Genomic DNA, 16,448 nt, shown 5'->3' on the forward strand with positions numbered 1-16,448 from the left:
CCCGTATCACTGATATTGGCTAGTTCCACACGGCGCGGCCATCGACGATCGATACCACCCCGCCCGAGACCATCACCGGATTGAGATCAACCTCCGCCAGCGCCTCCCTTTGGCCGAGGGCCCAATCGCCGAAATCCGCAAGGAATGCCACCAGTGCGTCCCGGTCGGCAGCAGGTTGGCCGCGATAGCCCTCGAGCAGCATGTTCAAACGAGCGTTTCGCGACAAAAGTCTGCGGAGCATAGGAGGTGTGGTAGGTAGAACAACGGCTGCGACCTCCGCATGCAGTTCCGCCAGCGTGCCGCCGAGCCCAACGACAAGCACCAACCCGAAAGACGGGTCCCGCTTGATGCCGACCAGGATTTCCACACCCTGCGACATCTTCTGGACCAGCACTGATGTTGCGGCGAGCTTCTTTCGCGCGGCTATTCCCTTGAACATTTCGGCCGCAACCTCAACCGCCGCCCTGTCCCCAAGCCGGATGGCGACGCCACCGTCATCAGACTTGTGATTCATATCAGGCGAGCTGAGCTTGAGGGCAACCGGAAAGCCAATCTGTTCGGCGCGGGCACCGATTTCGGCGGTATCGAGGGCCGGAACGATGTCGAACGCCGCACACGGCAGTCCTGCCCGCCTCAGGTTTTCAAGCGTTTCCGTAACGGTCCAGATGGATTGAGCCCCGTCTGCCGGGACGGCCGATACGTAGATCTGCGCTCCATCCAGGAGGCTCATCAGCTCGACCGCTCCGTCCTTATCCGCCTGGCTCTCCGAAAACTTCGCACAGGCCTCCGCGGCGCGGGCCGCCAGCGGAAAATCGCCGAACGCGGGAATGCCAGCTTCATCGAAAATCGCCTGTACTTCCGCGGAAAGTCCCACCCAGGCGACGAACACGTCCTGCGCAAGGTCCTCCACGGCCGCCACGACCGCCCGTGCAACCGCCTCAGCAAAGGTACCCCCGGCGCCCAGCGACAGAAAGATCGTGTCGATGCTGGCGTCCTGAGCGATGGTATTTATCGCCCGCCTGACCTTTTCCGGGTTGCGCCAGACGCCGCCGATATCGGCCGGATTACGAATGCCGCCCTGCCCGGTCGATTCCGCAATCGCTGCGACCATCGCTGGCGAAAATTGCGCCAGATCCCAGCCGATCGCCTCAATATGATCGGCGCTTAACGACGCAGCACCGCCCGACACTGTGACGACCGCCGCACGCCGCCTGCGCGGCAGATGATCGCGACGCCGCGCCCGTTGCGCCATCGTGCGACCGACACTGAAAAACTCGACGAAACTGTCGGTCTCGATGATGCCGGTTTCCTGCGCGATTGCGGCAAAGACCTCTCGCGTACCTGCCACACGACCGGTATGGGATTGGACGGCCTCGCGCCCTTTTATAGATCTGCCAACCTGCAGCATCGTTACAGGTTTTCCAGCCAGCCGCGCCGACAGCGCCGCGCGCCGGAACGCGGCACCGTCTCCGATGCCCTCTAAAAACAGCATAATCGAATCCACGCTTGGATCGTCCACCATGGCCTGCATCAGTTCTTCTATGCCGGTCGCGCTTTCGTCCCCGGTGCTGACTAACCAAGAAAAGCCGACCGGCGTTTGGCCGAACCACTGCAACATGGCTGAAATCGTCGCCCCGCTCTGTGAGAGGCAAGCGATCCCGCCCGGAGGAACCCGACCGCCAGGTGTTCCAGATGCGAAGCTTCCATTCAGGCTGAGGTTGCCGTTCATAATTCCCATGGAATTCGGCCCGATAATCCGCATTCGGGAAACTTTGGCGAGTTGCGAAATCCGCGCGCGGAACATCAGACGCTCGTTCTCGTCGCCGCTTTCCGCTGTCACGACCACACAGCTGTTCACGCCAAGCTTGGCGGCCTCTTCCAGCGTGGGAATGACGAACTTTATCGGCGTGACCACAAACACCATGTCGGGCGTCGAGGGCAGATCCGAAAGTGACCCGTAGACTGGAAGGCCCAGCAAGGTCGTGCCGGCCAGTCGCGGGTTGACCGGATAGATGGCCGCACGCGCGCCACCTTCGACAAGATTGGCGAGCACCCGGGCGCCATAATAGTTGCCACCTTCGAGGTCTGAAGCACCCGCGACGGCGACAATTTTTGGAGATGGCAGCATCGTATTCGCGCCCATGACCGACGTCCTATCTCTACTTGAGGCCGTTTGGTAAAACGCTGCTTTAGACAACGTTGTCTTTTCACTAACTGGAGATATCTGACGTGTCAATGCCGGGAACATTGCGATGGCTGTGAAGACCGAAAGGGATCTAGCGGGGTGCGACGCGCGCTATTTTAAAGAGATGCAAAGGTTTCGCCGACGACGATGGAATGCTCGATTACCTCCCCGTTCGAGCCAGACGAGGACGCATCGTCCGACATGATGAAGTCCAGTGCTGCTTCGCCTGCGCGGTTGAAATTCATTTCAACTGTCGTCAGACGCGGCGTGGATAGCGTCGCTAGCCGTGTATTGCCCAAGCCCATAACAGAAATCTGCGCGGGAATTTCGATCCTTTCGGATCGGAGATAGCTGATCGCTCCAAACGCGATTGCGTCGGACCCGCAGATCAGCGCAGTGAAATCCGGGTTTCGTACCAGCATCTCGGCTGCGCCCCGTGCCCCGGCTTCAGGGGTGGAATCAATATTGGCAATCGCATAATCCACCATGTGTCCCGACATATAGCTCGTCATTGCCTGCATGCGCTGCTTCGTCATATCATTGCGCGCCGGGCCAAGCAGGATGCCGATTTTCTTGTGCCCGTTCTCGACGATGAATTTTGCCTTGGAAATTCCAATCGCTTCACTATCGGCTGCAAAGACAGGCACTTGTATGTTCCTCGGCATGAGCGAGACGACAACTGTACCCGAGCGCTTCAACTCCTCGATCGTCTCCACGAGTTCCCCATGATGGGTCCACTGATCGAAGCCACCGCCAGCAATGATGATGCCGTCGACTCGATATTCGAGAAGTTTGCGCAGGTATTTGATTTCCAGCAACGGGTCGCGTTGCATGTTGCAGACGATGGCAAACGTTGAATGTGCCGTCTCCGCCCGTTTCGTCACGCTTTCCGCGATCATGCCGTAATGCGCATCGAGCATGTCCCCAATTACCAGTCCGACGACACCCTGGCGGCCTCCGCGCAACCGCCGAGCCACGAGATTGGGGACATATCCCACGGCTTTCGCGGCAACGTTGACCTTTTCCTTGAGTTTGGCATCAACTGCATAATCAGAATTGCGCAGGACGCGCGCTGCGGTGCTGAGAGAAACGCCAGCTTTCTTCGCCACGTCAACCAGTGTGGGGTTCTTTATGTCTCTCGGGTCCATACCCATACTCGTCTCTATCATTGCTATTCGTCGGGCACCTGAGCAGCGTCGCGATCACAAGCGTCGAGTGTCTCTACACCATGCCGTTTGGACCGTCAAAATAGTATAGACAACGTTGTCTTCATTCGCTACTGTTTCTTTTGGGGCGACAGCTAGCGTAACTCGCCTGGCCATTTTGTCAGCACGGATCGCGTTGGGAGGCGGCGTGTCTGCTGGCTCACACAATATCAGACCATTCAAGGAGGAGAAGAATGGGACAGGTTATCCGAACTTTGGCGCTCGTTGCGACAATGGCCGCTTTCTCGGGTCTGACGATTAGAGACGTAGTTGCCCAAAGCGCGCCCTATCCGACCAAACCGATCAAGCTTATCATTCCCTATGCTCCTGGCGGCGGCACGGACGCGGTTGCGGCCGTATTCTCAGACAGGCTCTCTCAAAAATTTGGGCAACCGGTCGTCAAGGAAAATCGCGCAGGCAGCAATTCCGTCATCGGCACCGCTCTGCTCGCAGAGGCGCCGCCGGATGGCCAGACATTGCTGGTCGTCACTGCCGCCATCGCCAACAATCCGTTTCTGTATTCCAAGCTGCCATACAAGACCGAAACCTTCGTGCCCGTGTCGATCCTGACTGCCTATCCTTTCGTTTTGGGGGTGCGTGCCGATCTGCCGTTCAAGTCCATGCAGGAGCTTGTCGCCTACGCAAAGGCCAATCCCGGCAAGCTGACCGCCGGGACATCGGGCCGAGGCGCGAGCGCACAGCTGGCTCTCGGGCTTCTCAACAAGAGCGCCGGCATCCAGATCCGCGACATCCCGTTCAAGGGAGCGGGTGAAAGTCTCAACAATGTGGCGGGTGGCTTTGTCGACATGGTATTTTCTGGGTATGAGACGGTACGCCCGTTTGTGGAAAGCGGAAAGATGAAAGCTTTCGCTCACACGGGCACCGAGCCTTTGGGCACTGAAAATATTCCGCCGATCGCAGACGCAGTTCCGGGTTTCGAGTACCTGAACTGGCTTGCGCTGATTGCACCAGCCGGGACACCTCCCGCCATTACCGAAAAGCTCAACGCTGAACTCAAGACAATCTTCGCCCAGCAGGACGTCAAGGACCGTCTGGCAGCCCAGAACATCACGCCGATCGCCAGCACCTCCGCGGAGGCAAAGACCTATCTCGCCAAAGAGATGGAAAAGAGCAAGTCCATCATCGAGAGCATCGGACTGAAACCCGAGTAACCCCCTATGCCAGATCGTCTGATCCGGAGAGCCCACGCCGGATCAGATGAAGCAGATCATCACGACACTGGAGGTTAGTCAGGTGTCTTCGACGTCCAATGGAAAAGCCGATATAGAGGCGGGGCTGTTCTTTACCCTTTTCGGGGGGCTGACGGCTGGTTTATCGCTACAATACCAGATGGGGACGATCGCCGCTATGGGACCGGGCCTCTTCCCGTTCATGCTCGGTATTCTGCTCGCAGTCATCGGCCTTGTCATCTTCGCCAAGGGTCTGCTGGGCAATGGCGAAAACGCAAGAAATTTGCCGCTTTGGCCCGTGATCTTGATCACGGCCTCGCTGCTCGTCTTCGCATTCCTGGTTCTAACGGCGGGACTAGCCGTTGCTGTCACTGCGCAGGTTGTGATTGCTTTGCGCGCGTCCGAACACTTCACATGGAAACGGGCCGTGGCGCTCAGCGCCGGGCTGCTGATCTTCTGCTACGTCGTCTTCGTTTATTTCCTCGGCATATCTTTGCCCATGATCGTGGTTTGATTCAATGGACCTGTTCCACAATCTTGGCGTCGGTTTCGACGCTGCGCTGTCACTCAATAATCTCACATTCTGCTTTATCGGTGTGCTGGTTGGAACAGCGATCGGCATATTGCCGGGGTTGGGGCCGCTTGCCACAATCGCGATGCTTCTGCCGCTCACCTATTCGCTGGAGCCGGTCACTGGCCTGATTATGATCGCGGGTATCTATTACGGCGCCCAATATGGCGGCTCGACGACGGCTATCCTCGTCAATCTGCCCGGGGAATCGTCGGCGATCGTATCGTGTCTCGACGGACATCAGATGGCACGCAAGGGACGCGCCGGCGCAGCCCTGGCGATCGCCGCGATCGGGTCCTTCTTTGCCGGTACAATCGCAACGCTTTTGATTGCGGGTTTTTCTCCCATCCTTGCCGAAGTGGCCTTTCTGTTCGGACCTGTGGAATATTTCGCGATGATGGTACTTGGATTGACCGCCGCAACCCTGCTGGCGCACGGGTCTTTCATCAAAGGCGTTGCAATGGTGCTGACCGGCCTGATCCTGGGTCTTGTCGGCGCTGACGTAAACAGCGGCACTTACCGCTTTACCTTCGATTCCTTTTCGCTGACGGAGGGGATTGAATTCGTTGCTGTCGCCATGGGATTGTTCGCGTTCACCGACATCGTCACAAATATTCGCAGTGATACCGCGCGCGAGGTAACGGCTCCGACGCTTGGTAATCTCTGGATGAGCCGAAAGGAGGCAAAGCAGGCAGCCTTTCCCGTTTTGCGAGGCACGATGATCGGGTCGGTGCTCGGGCTTCTGCCAGGCGGTGGTGCGATGATTTCCTCTTTTGCATCCTATGCCATGGAAAAGCGCCTGTCACGACACCCGGAGGAGTTCGGCCATGGCGCAGTGGCGGGGCTGGCAGGCCCGGAAGCCGCCAACAACGCCGGAGCACAGACCTCCTTCATTCCCATGTTGACGCTTGGAATACCCAGCAACGGCGTGATGGCGCTGATGATCGGAGCGCTTATGGTGCATAATATTGCGCCAGGTCCGTTCGTCATGGTTTCCAACCCGGATATTTTCTGGGGCCTGATTGCCTCCATGTGGATCGGCAATGCAATCCTGGTCGTGCTGAACCTGCCCCTCATCCCTCTCTGGGTGCGGCTCATCCGCGTAAATTACTGGATCTTGTTCCCGATCATCCTGACGGTGTGTTGCGTCGGTCTCTACAGTATCGAAAACCGGGCACTGCCGATCTTTTTCGCAGCGGGCTTCACTCTGCTGGGGTGCCTGTTCTGGCGGATGCGCGCCGAGGCAGCGCCCCTTCTTCTAGGGTTTATTCTCGGTCCACTTATGGAGGAGCATTTCCGCCGGGCGCTGCTTCTTTCGAATGGCGACGTGGCGATTTTCTATCAAAGCCCTCTGTCGGTCGTCATGTTGAGCGCCGCTGCAATCATCTGTGTGATCGTCCTTCTTCCGCAAATCCGCCGTGGACGCAGCGCCGCGTTCGTAGAAGAGGCTTGAAGCGGGTAGCGCCAAACGTTGTCGAAACCATCAACCCTATTCAATGTGAGATCCGCATGAAATTTGTGAGCTTCGAGTACGACGGGCACGACGGATTCGGCTTTTGGTCCGGAGAGATTGTTTTCGACCTGACCGGTCGTCTGGCACCTCAGGTGACGACACTCAAGCACGCGCTTGCAAGAGGATTGCTGAGCCAGGCGCCCGATCGTCTTGGGCAAGCACCGCAGCTCCCGCTCCACGATCTCAAACTGCTTCCCGTGATTCCGGATCCGGACAAGATAATCTGTGTGGGCCTCAATTACGACGATCACCGCAAGGAAACGAAGCGGCCCGACTCCGAGCACCCGACGATCTTCACCCGTTTTGCGGATTCGCAAGTCGGCCACGGTCAACCAATGCTCAAGCCTTCTTTTTCGGAGCGCTTCGACTATGAAGCGGAGCTTGCCATCATCATAGGCAGGTCCGGCCGCAATATTTCCGAGGGAAATGCTATGGATTATGTTGCCGGTTACGCCTGCTATAACGACGGGTCCGTGCGCGACTGGCAGAGGCACACCAGTCAGTTCACTCCCGGCAAGAACTTTCCCGCCACCGGCGGGTTTGGCCCGGCTTTGGTCACGCCGGACGAGGTAGGCGATTACCCGTTGCTGCCGATCCAGCTTCGGCTGAATGGTACCGTGATGCAGGATTCACATTTGGCAAATCTCATCTTTCCGATCGAAAAACTGATCGCCTATTGCTCGACATTCACTCCGCTGTCGCCGGGCGACGTGATCGTTACCGGCACGCCGGGCGGAGTCGGAGACCGTCGTGAGCCGCCTATCTATATGCGGGAAGGCGACGTCGTCGAAGTTGAGATAGGCACTGTTGGCACCCTGAGAAACCCCATTGCAATCGGGTAAGGTTGCGGGGCCATAACGGCAGGCGCCCGTCGCCCTTTGCGGGCGCGCGCTCCTTCACCCTGAGGGATCAGACCGTCGACATCCAGCCTAGCTTGGCTAAGCCGCCGTTCCTCGAGGTCGAGGACGAGTTCGTCACTCCACATCGGTCGTTCTGGCGACCTGATGAACCTCCATTCTACAAGCCACTCCGAAGTTTGATCTCGGCACCTCGCGCCGAATGTTGCTTAGCTTGGGGAGGGAACTTCCGAGGCCTCGGCTGAGCCTTATTCCGTGCTGAAGTTGCCAATGGACAGGCTCACCTCTCACCTTGGAAGAGAACCATGCAATCCGTTACGATGATCGTGGTAATAGTGGAAGCCGGACTTGCTTCGATGGGCTATCGAATGCTGAAAGGAAAATATTTCGCGTTGATCGTGTCGTAGACGTCGTTGGACTGGATTGTGTCCAGTGCCGCGTTCAGCCGCGCCAGCAAATGACTGTCTGACGGACGTACGGCGATTCCTGCACCGTCACCGAAGTACTCGGCGTTTTTGATGTCACTACTTTTGAACTCGCAACAGCTGCCGGCTTTAGTATTCGCGAGCCAGTCGTAAACTGCGAGCTTGTCTTCCAAAATGATGTCTACGCTTCCGTCTGCTAGACCCTTGTAGAGATCTGGAGACGCCTGAAACACTCGTGTGGAAACGGAGCCATAGAACTTCTTCACGTAGGCTTCTTGAGAGGTTGCTGATGTCACGCCGAGCTTCACGGCCTTCAGATCCTCCGGTGATGTGCCGGCGAGGTTGGATCCCTTGCGGACAATGAACACCGAGGGACTGTCGTAATATCTCTTGGTGAATGCAACTTTCTCGCGCCGCTCTGAACTCATCGACATTGATGAGATGATTGCATCGTAACGTTTTGCAAGGAGGCTCGGAATCATGCCCGTCCACTCCTGGATGACGAACTCGCATTTCAAACTTGCCGCCTGGCAAAGCGCTTTGGCAACATCCACGTCAAAACCTTGAAGCTGGTTCGCGGAGTCCAAGTAATTGAATGGCGGGAACGCGCCCTCGACGGCAATCTTGATCCTGTCATCCTCGGACGCAGCACTCGAAGCGTTGCCACAAATGACAGCGATGGATGAAAGACAAGCCAGGACCATGGCTTTCATTGCGTATGCAGATCTCGCTCTCAGCATCAGGTTTCCAATCTTGAAGACGCGTCGACAACTACGATTTCGTGATGTCGCCTCTCAATAAGCCAACCACAAAACGTTTAAGATGCCCATTATTTCCAAGGTTAAATTTCGGAGTGCTTGAAAAGCATTTCGTAAACAATGGCGGGCACTATTGGGAAGTTGGGGAGAAGAGCGTGCCTGCTGAAACACGATCAAGGACATCCGTCCGCAAATCCACCTGGAGTTCGTCCGGGTCGTTGTTGCTCTTGCTCGCGATAAGTGGCCTCGCGATCCTCGGTCTGGTCTTTCTTGCGGCAATATGGGCCGGCACAGAGAGCGACGCGGCTGCCCTTGACCGCCAACGACACCTCGTCAACGGCCGCCTTCAGGATCAGGTGCAACGCGTTTCGCAGGAGATTCAGTTGATAGGCGCTGGATACGCATCGTTGTTGCGGACAGAGCCTGGGGCGAACAGCGATCGCGCCCTGGAGCACAATACGCGCGCCGGCAACCGCTCCCTTGAGACGTTCGGGCAAATTGCGACCACTGTGTTTGGATACAACGCGGCCTTCCTCGTCAAATCAAACGGCGAACTCGCGCTACCAGCGGATCCCGAAACAAGCCGGAGGCTCAGGTGGGTGAGACCGTTGCTGCAACCACTGCTTCGCGAACTTGAGACGAGCCGGACGAATGCGATCGACCAGCCGAGTTCGTCCTCGGAGCCGAGTCGGGTCGAACTCATGCGACTGGAAGGCCGCCCCTCGGTCGCTGCAATCGTAGCGATTTCAAACCGACCACCGAGCGGGCTCCAGGATCAGCGCGAGCGGTACTACCTGATCGTGTTCCGTTTCCTCGACGGTGCCACTTTGGACACGATCAGTCGCGAACAGGGTCTAGCCGGGGCCAGATATGCTCGAACTTCCGACCAGGAGCAAAATGAAGTTGCCTACCAAATGGAAGCCACGGCAACGGGCGAGCCGATCGGTTTCATCATCTGGGAACCGGATCTGCCGGGATCGCGTGTCATTGGCCGTCTGGTTCCGGTGCTTTCTGTGGCGGGCCTGGTGATCGCCGGATTGTTCCTCACGCTCGTGGGCCGGCTTCGTCGAAGTCTACAAGAATTAAGTGCGAGCGAACACCATGCCCGGCACCTTTCGGTCCACGACGTTCTGACAGGGCTTCCAAACCGGGCCTTGTTCACAGCTTCCTTCGAGAAATGCGTGGAAAATATCGCCAGGAGCGGCGACCGCGGAGCCATTGCGCTAATCGATCTAGACCGATTCAAGGAGGTCAACGACCGTTACGGACACGCAGCTGGCGACGAGCTGCTCCGTGCCGTCGTCGCCCGGGTCAACACAGTTATCAGCCCGAGGGAGACCTTTGCCAGACTTGGCGGCGATGAGTTTGCCCTTCTTATTCCATCCAACAACAAATTGGGTGAACGATACATCAAGACCTGCCAAGACATCGTTGAGAGCCTGACCAAGCCATTTGAGCTTCGCACAGGGGATGCTGTCGTCCGCATCGGATGTTCTATCGGGGTCGCCATTTTTTATGACGCCAGCGATGCGACAAACGAAATCATGCGGCGCGCCGACGTCGCTCTTTACGAAGCGAAGAACAGCGGGCGCGGACGAATGGTCGTCTATGATCCGGCCGTCGACCATCGGGTCGAGGCACGGGAGAACCTCAAGAACGATCTTCGCCTGATGCTGGACGATCTAGGGGAGAACTCTCCTGACCCCAACGACCTGCACCTTGGCGGTAGGGGCCGACTGGAAGTTTTCTATCAGGGCGTCCATCGCGGGAACGAGGGTGGCCGGCTGTCGGGTGCAGAGGCGCTTGTACGCTGGCGCCACCCAACCCTTGGTCTGCTTTCACCAGACAAGTTCATCCCGCTTGCCGAAGAAGCCGGGTTGATCGATCGAATCGGGGAATGGGTGCTACGATCAGCGGCGAGTGCCGCCACGAACTGGCCGGTCGAACTATCGCTTGCCGTCAACGTTTCGCCGTCTCAGGTAAGACATCGTGGTTTTGACAATCTTGTCTTGTCAATCCTATCCGAAACAGGTTTCCCTCCCTCGAGACTCGAGTTGGAGTTAACAGAAGCCGCTCTGTTCAATATCGATGCAACGGTGCAGGCTACTCTGGGCAGACTTCGGGCGCACGGGGTCACGATTGCACTGGATGATTTCGGTACAGGCTTTTCCTCGTTAAGCCATCTACTTCAGCTGAATATCGACCGCATCAAGATCGATCGATCATTCGTCAATCTGCTTGGAGCCAAAGCGGAAGGGGCTGCGATTGTATCTGCAATCCTGGGGCTGAGTCAGACACTTGGAAAGGCGACGACGGCAGAAGGCGTCGAAACCGAAGGCCAAAGGGACTTTCTCATCGCGGCTGGCTGCAGCGATTTGCAAGGCTTTCTTTTCTCACGCCCCGTGCCCATTGCTGACTTTATGGGGAAACACCTGCACTCAAATTCTGGCGTTGAGGGTCGAGAATTGCCGGTGGGCGCGACTGAAAAGAACGTTCGGATGTGAGCGGTAGGCCGAAGCACGAGTTAGATAAATGGGCGGCAGGGCAAGCCGGGGAAGAAAAAAGCGCCAGTAGATGACGATGTCTGAGCGGCCCTCCATGCTATCGCCCTTTGAAGTTCGCAATTACCGTTTCCAATGGTCCTCCGATCTGTTGACCTCTTGTGCGACGGAGATGGAAACGATCGTTCTGGGGTGGTTCATCTTCCTCGAAACAGGCTCAGTCGCGTTGCTCACGCTCTTTGCCTCCCTACAGTACTTCGGAACCCTGATTGCGCCTGGTCTCGGCTCTGCGGGCGACCGGCTCGGGCATCGCAATGTCATGCTTTACATGCGAACGATATACGCAATGCTTGCCGCGGCAATTGCCGTTCTGGCCCTGAGCGGAACTCTTACGCCTCTGTCAGCGCTGGTCATAGCCGGACTTGCTGGCCTTCTACGGCCTTCGGATATGGGCATGAGGAACGTACTGACCAGCCGGATGGTCGCCCCCGACTACCTTATGAGCGCGATCAGCTTGTCACGGGTCACAACCGACTCTGCCCGTATCGTCGGCGCACTAACTGGCGCAAGTATCGTTGCTATCCTCGGTATCGAAGGAGCCTACCCATTCATCGTGGCATTCTATCTCGCCAGCGGCATCCTGATCGCGAAAATAGATCAGCACCTAACAACGCAGGCGACTGAACGGTCCTTGCCGCCGTTCGCACCACTGAAGGATTTCATGGTCGCCCTCAGGGCGCTGCAGGACTCTCCACCCCACCTCGCGGCGATGACATTGGCTTTTCTGGTGAACCTAATGGCCTTCCCGTTCACTCTTGGCCTTCTGCCCTATATCGCTCGTGAGGTATACCACACGGGGCAGGCCGGATTGGGCTACATGACGGCCGCAACTGGTGTCGGGGCATTGGCAGCTTCATTGCTGCTTGGCCACCTCGGCCGCTCGGTGCGACCAGCCCGAATGATGCTGATCTTCGGCTCCTTGTGGCATTGCCTGATAATATTGCTTGGTCAGACGGAAAACCTGCTCCCTGGGCTCGCTGTGCTCGCGATGATCGGCGCAGCCTCCATCCTGTGTCTCCTGCCGTTATCCGTCCTGTTGCTGCGTGGGGTGCATCCTGATATTCTGGGCCCGATCATGGGAATTCGAATGCAGGCTGTGTACGGTCTACCGGTCGGTCTCTTGATATCGGGGCCGTTGATCGAAAGCTTTGGGTTCGCCTCGACGGCAGTACTTTATGGCACAGCCGGTCTCCTCCTCACGGTGATCATCGGCAAGCATTGGTTCCGAGATCTCTGGCCGTCCCAGGCTTTGAGTAACCAGGGATGAGAGACGGGTCCGTAAGGCCTCCTGGTCGGAGGTCCCGTGGTGGCACAGGGAAACCGGATTTCTTGCCTTTGCAGCGGAATTTGCTGGTTGGCAGGAAGACGCCCTCGTTGGCTTTTGGTCACAGTGCTGTTGCGGAGCCTTTTGGTGATCCTCACGGCAGGATCGGTCGTTCATAAGGTTTGAACGGGAACGAAGATCGGTTCGCAAATCCCCCCGCTTGACAGGCGCCACGGCGGACGGATCCGCTCCCGACAGAGTGCTCGAGCGACGTCCGGCAGGGCACAAATGCCGATGTGGTACTACGGAGCCTGACTGATCCTTCAACGACTCGTTGTGTGTCGACGCTTGCTTTCGCAAGTGCATGTTGGTCAGGAATCGTACCGACCCCCGTATCCAATAGCCTCCGCTCTCAGCATATTGATGATAGTGACGAATGGAAGAAAAATTGTCGGGCCTGCCTGCTGCCGCCCAGCGGACTTGTGCAGGTCGGCGATCCCGAGATGCCCCTCCTACCATTGGGCAAGGCCTGCCGGGTCGGCTGCCCTGAAGTGCAGTCCACCGATTCCGGTCACCTTCGGCATCAACTACCCCTCAAACCACGACAGGATCATGCACTTCACGAGCCGGAGAGCAAGCGAGGGTCGAAGTATACGGTTCCTCCGCGAACGAAACTGCCGTTTCCTGCCGCTACGGAGATGCGAAGCATTCATGCTCACCCGTGACGATACTGACGTTTCCTGCCGTAGCTATAAACCCGCTTCGCGACAGCGACAGGGCGTTCGGGATCGGCAAAATCAGATTCGGCTATTACCTCCTCGTCAGGTGTGAGTTCACGGTCCGGTATTTCCCTTAGGCACCGTCTTTCGACCCGCGTTAGTTGCTGTATGGTCTCAATCATCGAACCGGTTTCCTCAAGGAGGTCGGCGACGTCCGACGTCTGGCATCCTAAATGCTCCGCCAGCAGCGAATTCCGATGGCGGGCGATGGCTTCCCTGACGTCGTTCCGCCCTTCATCGGCTTCGATGATGACATCGCACTCCGAGTCATATCCCATCGAACGGTTGTTGAGGTTCGCCGAACCGAGCTTGAGGATGGAGTCGTCGGCGATCATTATCTTGGCGTGGACGTAGATGGGGGTTCCCTTATCGTTGACAGGATAGAGTATCCGGAAGCGTTTCCGGAGATCGGCCTCCCTGACGAGTTTCATGAGCCGTATTCGAGCCGTGTCCATGGCCTTCGCCTCCAACCATCCCTCGGCGCCCTCTGGATTGATCACGACGATTTCCGGGCCATCGACTTCCTGCAACCTCGCGGCGATTGCTTCGGCTATTGGGCGGGATGCGAAGTACTGGCTCTCGATATAAAGGTGCCGACGTGCGGCGCGGATGATCGCGAACTTGGCCGCCTTGATCTCGCCCACCTGCTCCTGCTCTTTGAATTCCGGCAACGTTCTGGCGATGCCGATATCAATGTTATGGAAGTCGACATCGAGCTCTCCCGGCCACGGATCGGCATGTGTTTCGCAGGCCTCCAGTTTCTCTCCCGTTGCGCGTTCCCATCTTGCCCGCGCCAGGCCGCCAAGTGCGGCGGCCGCAGGTCCTGATATACAAGTCGTCGCGTCGTGCCACGGCCCCTGTGAAAAGCCCATGGGAGACCTTCGTCTGTTGTCATCGTCCAGATGCTCGCGCGTGTCCCATCGCCCAACGGTCATGTCGATTCCCCCACAGAACGCCACGCTGTCATCGACTACCAATAGCTTCATGTGATGGGCCGACATTGGGGGATGCGCCCCGTCGAGCTTGAGATGGACCTGTCGCGAGAACATCCAACTCAAGATGTAGAACGGCGTTTCCCCGCGAGTAATCGAGTTCAGCAAGCCGATATCCCATTTGAGAATGCGGATGTCGAGTTCGGGCTGCCTTTTCGCGAGCCAGTTCAGAAACTTCCCCAATTTTTCAGGAGCCCCGTCGTTGGATTTGCCCGGCACTAGGTCAATGCGGGTATCGAAGTCCCATCCGATCATGAAAATCGACCGGCGCGCTTTCAACATGGCGCTGCGACCATGCCGGAAGAAGCTGTCGGCGTCCACAATCACGGAGGCCCGATCCGCCTGCCGGATCCGCCAGCACGTTTCGCCTTCACGCAGGATTGTAGTCATCGACTGGCCCTTTTTTGTTTCCGAGATGCGATATAGGGGACCAACGAAACTTGATCGAGGCCTTGCACGGTGAAAGTGCGGGGGCAAGCAGATGACCTTGCTGTGCCGCGGTAAATTGCCGGATTGGGTAATCGACCCCGCATAGCAAATGGAAGCCAGTGAGAGTTCGCCGTACCAAGGCAGCTACCCCTCCTGCGCCCGCGTCTCGCCACCTCAGGTGTCTGCGAATGGTTGAAGCCGAACGTTGAGTTAGGGCATTCGCGCAAGCGCCTTAGCTGACCACGACGCATGCTTTGGTGCCTCCTCAGTGGAAGTTCAGTCGCAGCCGACGGCGAACGCTGGCGACACCAAGGCGAAACTCCTCGCTTTCGCGGGTCCGATGTCCCGAAGCAGTGCATGTAGATGCGATGTCCGATCAGGAAGCCGCCCGTGATAGGTAGCCTGTTGTGCTGGCCGTGAGCTTGCCGCGCCGCTAACGGCTATTGTAGCAGCAGTGTGCTCAATCATGTCGCCGTCCAGTTGCGTGCAGCGGCCGATCGTGCCGGAATCGTGGTGGATGACATGTGGACCTTTGATAGGCATGATCAGTTTCCTGGACCGGCTGCGAGGAGCCTGCCATGACCGTCCAACCATCTGCTAACTTGCGCCAGCTAGCCGAGCCGAATGAAGCGCTTTCGCCACGAGGCTTTCGCGCTAAAGGGCAGAACGGCGATCAAACCTTTTCTATCGCAACATGCCGCGGCTTTCGGTTGACATCGAACTGGACCCGCCTGCCTTGGGCGTTGTCCGGTAAGGGCGACGGCGGCATAGATTACAAGAAGGGGCAGATCATCGGTCCCGAGGTCGGGGCGGATTCCGGTGTCGAGACCGGATACTAGCGGACCGAGCCGACGGGAACGTCTCGGGCGCTCTCGATGCTGACCCAGCGGCCGGTGTCCAACGAGGACTGACGCTTTACGAAGACGTATGCCGTTTCGTTCCAAGCTCTGACTTTGGCGTCCAGGTTGTCGAGCACGAAGTCACCGTCGGCAGTGCGCACGGTGAGGACGGCATGGCCCTCCCCATCCGTCTTCCGGACCACGGTGAGCAGGAGGTCAGCCAGAGAGAACCCCCTGTCAGCGAGTTCCTTGCGCTTGAGCAGCGCGAAGTCTTCGCAGTCCCCCTCGATGTCGGGATAGGTCCAGAGCTCTTCGCGGCCGAACATCTGCCTGTCGGTCTTGGGGACGATCCTTGCGTTGACGGAGGTGTTGACGGCCTCGATCGCAGCCCAGCCCTTTTCCGAAAGCTCGGGAGCGGGAGATGACGGAAGGCGAACGCTGCATTCCACAGGATACTTCTGGCAGAGATCGTAGTGGCCGATTGGCTGGCTGGTAAGTTCGCCGACGATCATGTTGGTCGCCGCCCTTGGTCCACCGAAAGCGACCCCGGTGGAGAGAACCACCGCCGCGACGGCTATGGCTGCTCCCGTCCAAGAAGAAAGGTTCATTCGTTCGTCCCCTGATTCTTAATCCGAGGTTAAGTTTCGAGGAGGGGATCGGTCAATCAATGAACTTTCACCCGTGATCTGTGGTGATCGGGTTGTTCGACTGTGAAGGCAGTGGCGCGTATTGAAGGATCCTCTCTACAACGTGCGCCGCATCGTCTCCCACCCAGCAATCAGACGTGACGTATGGTTTCACTGCCACGGCCCAGCCACGAAGACCAAGCCTGGCACCGGAGATATCCCCGCGTGATGCAGGATCCTGCGTCGACACCGAA

General features: G+C 57.8%; 12 protein-coding genes and 1 pseudogene. 7 read left to right on the forward strand and 6 right to left on the reverse strand.

Annotated features, from left to right (window positions below; genetic code table 11):
* Window positions 1–19 precede the first annotated feature (19 nt).
* Window positions 20–2,143, reverse strand: a complete 2,124-nt coding sequence (locus C5L10_RS24680; RefSeq protein ID WP_172717155.1) for an acetate--CoA ligase family protein — start codon at window positions 2,141–2,143, stop codon at window positions 20–22.
* A 158-nt stretch (window positions 2,144–2,301) separates the two neighbouring features.
* Complete coding sequence (locus C5L10_RS24685) at window positions 2,302–3,339, reverse strand: LacI family DNA-binding transcriptional regulator (RefSeq protein ID WP_172717156.1); 1,038 nt, start codon at window positions 3,337–3,339, stop codon at window positions 2,302–2,304.
* 245 nt (window positions 3,340–3,584) lie between these two features.
* Between C5L10_RS24685 and C5L10_RS24690 the strand changes: the two genes are divergently transcribed.
* From C5L10_RS24690 to C5L10_RS24705, 4 genes are read left to right on the forward strand one after another with little or no spacing between them, the layout of a single operon-like run.
* Window positions 3,585–4,562 carry a tripartite tricarboxylate transporter substrate binding protein gene (locus C5L10_RS24690; RefSeq protein WP_105431816.1) on the forward strand — a complete coding sequence of 326 codons (978 nt, stop codon included), beginning with the start codon at window positions 3,585–3,587 and terminating at the stop codon, window positions 4,560–4,562.
* 46 nt (window positions 4,563–4,608) lie between these two features.
* Window positions 4,609–5,094 carry a tripartite tricarboxylate transporter TctB family protein gene (locus C5L10_RS24695; RefSeq protein WP_105431817.1) on the forward strand — a complete coding sequence of 162 codons (486 nt, stop codon included), beginning with the start codon at window positions 4,609–4,611 and terminating at the stop codon, window positions 5,092–5,094.
* A gap of 4 nt (window positions 5,095–5,098) precedes the next feature.
* Window positions 5,099–6,604, forward strand: a complete 1,506-nt coding sequence (locus C5L10_RS24700) for a tripartite tricarboxylate transporter permease (RefSeq protein WP_105431818.1) — start codon at window positions 5,099–5,101, stop codon at window positions 6,602–6,604.
* 56 nt (window positions 6,605–6,660) lie between these two features.
* Window positions 6,661–7,506: a fumarylacetoacetate hydrolase family protein gene (locus tag C5L10_RS24705; RefSeq protein ID WP_105431819.1), complete on the forward strand. Its 846-nt coding sequence runs from the start codon at window positions 6,661–6,663 to the stop codon at window positions 7,504–7,506.
* Between the two features lie 376 nt (window positions 7,507–7,882).
* Here the strand turns inward: C5L10_RS24705 and C5L10_RS24710 are convergent, their stop codons facing one another.
* Window positions 7,883–8,650: a transporter substrate-binding domain-containing protein gene (locus C5L10_RS24710; RefSeq protein ID WP_245448171.1), complete on the reverse strand. Its 768-nt coding sequence runs from the start codon at window positions 8,648–8,650 to the stop codon at window positions 7,883–7,885.
* A 209-nt stretch (window positions 8,651–8,859) separates the two neighbouring features.
* Here C5L10_RS24710 and C5L10_RS24715 point away from each other — a divergent pair, with 209 nt between their 5' ends.
* Together C5L10_RS24715 and C5L10_RS24720 are read left to right on the forward strand one after the other, a co-directional pair.
* Window positions 8,860–11,208, forward strand: a complete 2,349-nt coding sequence (locus C5L10_RS24715) for a bifunctional diguanylate cyclase/phosphodiesterase (protein ID WP_245448157.1) — start codon at window positions 8,860–8,862, stop codon at window positions 11,206–11,208.
* Between the two features lie 94 nt (window positions 11,209–11,302).
* Window positions 11,303–12,532, forward strand: coding sequence for an MFS transporter (locus C5L10_RS24720; protein ID WP_245448173.1), 1,230 nt, complete (start codon window positions 11,303–11,305; stop codon window positions 12,530–12,532).
* A gap of 431 nt (window positions 12,533–12,963) precedes the next feature.
* On the opposite strand, the pseudogene C5L10_RS34460 reads toward C5L10_RS24720, so the two are convergent.
* Window positions 12,964–13,113: pseudogene (locus C5L10_RS34460) on the reverse strand (VOC family protein); the annotation flags it as partial.
* A gap of 131 nt (window positions 13,114–13,244) precedes the next feature.
* Window positions 13,245–14,690 (reverse strand): phospholipase D-like domain-containing protein, encoded by a 1,446-nt coding sequence (locus C5L10_RS24730; protein ID WP_105431823.1) that lies wholly within the window; start codon window positions 14,688–14,690, stop codon window positions 13,245–13,247.
* 617 nt (window positions 14,691–15,307) lie between these two features.
* Between C5L10_RS24730 and C5L10_RS24735 the strand changes: the two genes are divergently transcribed.
* Window positions 15,308–15,568, forward strand: coding sequence for a hypothetical protein (locus C5L10_RS24735; RefSeq protein WP_105431824.1), 261 nt, complete (start codon window positions 15,308–15,310; stop codon window positions 15,566–15,568).
* On the opposite strand, the gene C5L10_RS24740 is transcribed toward C5L10_RS24735, so the two are convergent.
* Window positions 15,565–16,176, reverse strand: coding sequence for a transglutaminase-like cysteine peptidase (locus C5L10_RS24740; RefSeq protein ID WP_105431825.1), 612 nt, complete (start codon window positions 16,174–16,176; stop codon window positions 15,565–15,567). The two genes, C5L10_RS24735 and C5L10_RS24740, sit on opposite strands and share 4 nt — an antisense overlap.
* Window positions 16,177–16,448: the final 272 nt, after the last annotated feature.

Source organism: Neorhizobium sp. T6_25 (assembly GCF_002968555.1).
Taxonomy (GTDB): Bacteria; Pseudomonadota; Alphaproteobacteria; order Rhizobiales; family Rhizobiaceae; genus Neorhizobium.

What these genes read in the sequence shown, in the direction of transcription:
- C5L10_RS24735 (WP_105431824.1), top strand. Translation starts at nt 15,308, where the DNA reads ATGACCGTCCAACCATCTGCTAACTTGCGCCAGCTAGCCGAGCCGAAT.
- C5L10_RS24690 (WP_105431816.1), top strand. Translation starts at nt 3,585, where the DNA reads ATGGGACAGGTTATCCGAACTTTGGCGCTCGTTGCGACAATGGCCGCT.
- C5L10_RS24695 (WP_105431817.1), top strand. Translation starts at nt 4,609, where the DNA reads ATGAAGCAGATCATCACGACACTGGAGGTTAGTCAGGTGTCTTCGACG.
- C5L10_RS24685 (WP_172717156.1), bottom strand. Translation starts at nt 3,339, where the DNA reads ATGGGTATGGACCCGAGAGACATAAAGAACCCCACACTGGTTGACGTG.
- C5L10_RS24730 (WP_105431823.1), bottom strand. Translation starts at nt 14,690, where the DNA reads ATGACTACAATCCTGCGTGAAGGCGAAACGTGCTGGCGGATCCGGCAG.
- C5L10_RS24705 (WP_105431819.1), top strand. Translation starts at nt 6,661, where the DNA reads ATGAAATTTGTGAGCTTCGAGTACGACGGGCACGACGGATTCGGCTTT.
- C5L10_RS24680 (WP_172717155.1), bottom strand. Translation starts at nt 2,143, where the DNA reads ATGGGCGCGAATACGATGCTGCCATCTCCAAAAATTGTCGCCGTCGCG.
- C5L10_RS24720 (WP_245448173.1), top strand. Translation starts at nt 11,303, where the DNA reads ATGCTATCGCCCTTTGAAGTTCGCAATTACCGTTTCCAATGGTCCTCC.
- C5L10_RS24710 (WP_245448171.1), bottom strand. Translation starts at nt 8,650, where the DNA reads ATGGTCCTGGCTTGTCTTTCATCCATCGCTGTCATTTGTGGCAACGCT.
- C5L10_RS24700 (WP_105431818.1), top strand. Translation starts at nt 5,099, where the DNA reads ATGGACCTGTTCCACAATCTTGGCGTCGGTTTCGACGCTGCGCTGTCA.
- C5L10_RS24740 (WP_105431825.1), bottom strand. Translation starts at nt 16,176, where the DNA reads ATGAACCTTTCTTCTTGGACGGGAGCAGCCATAGCCGTCGCGGCGGTG.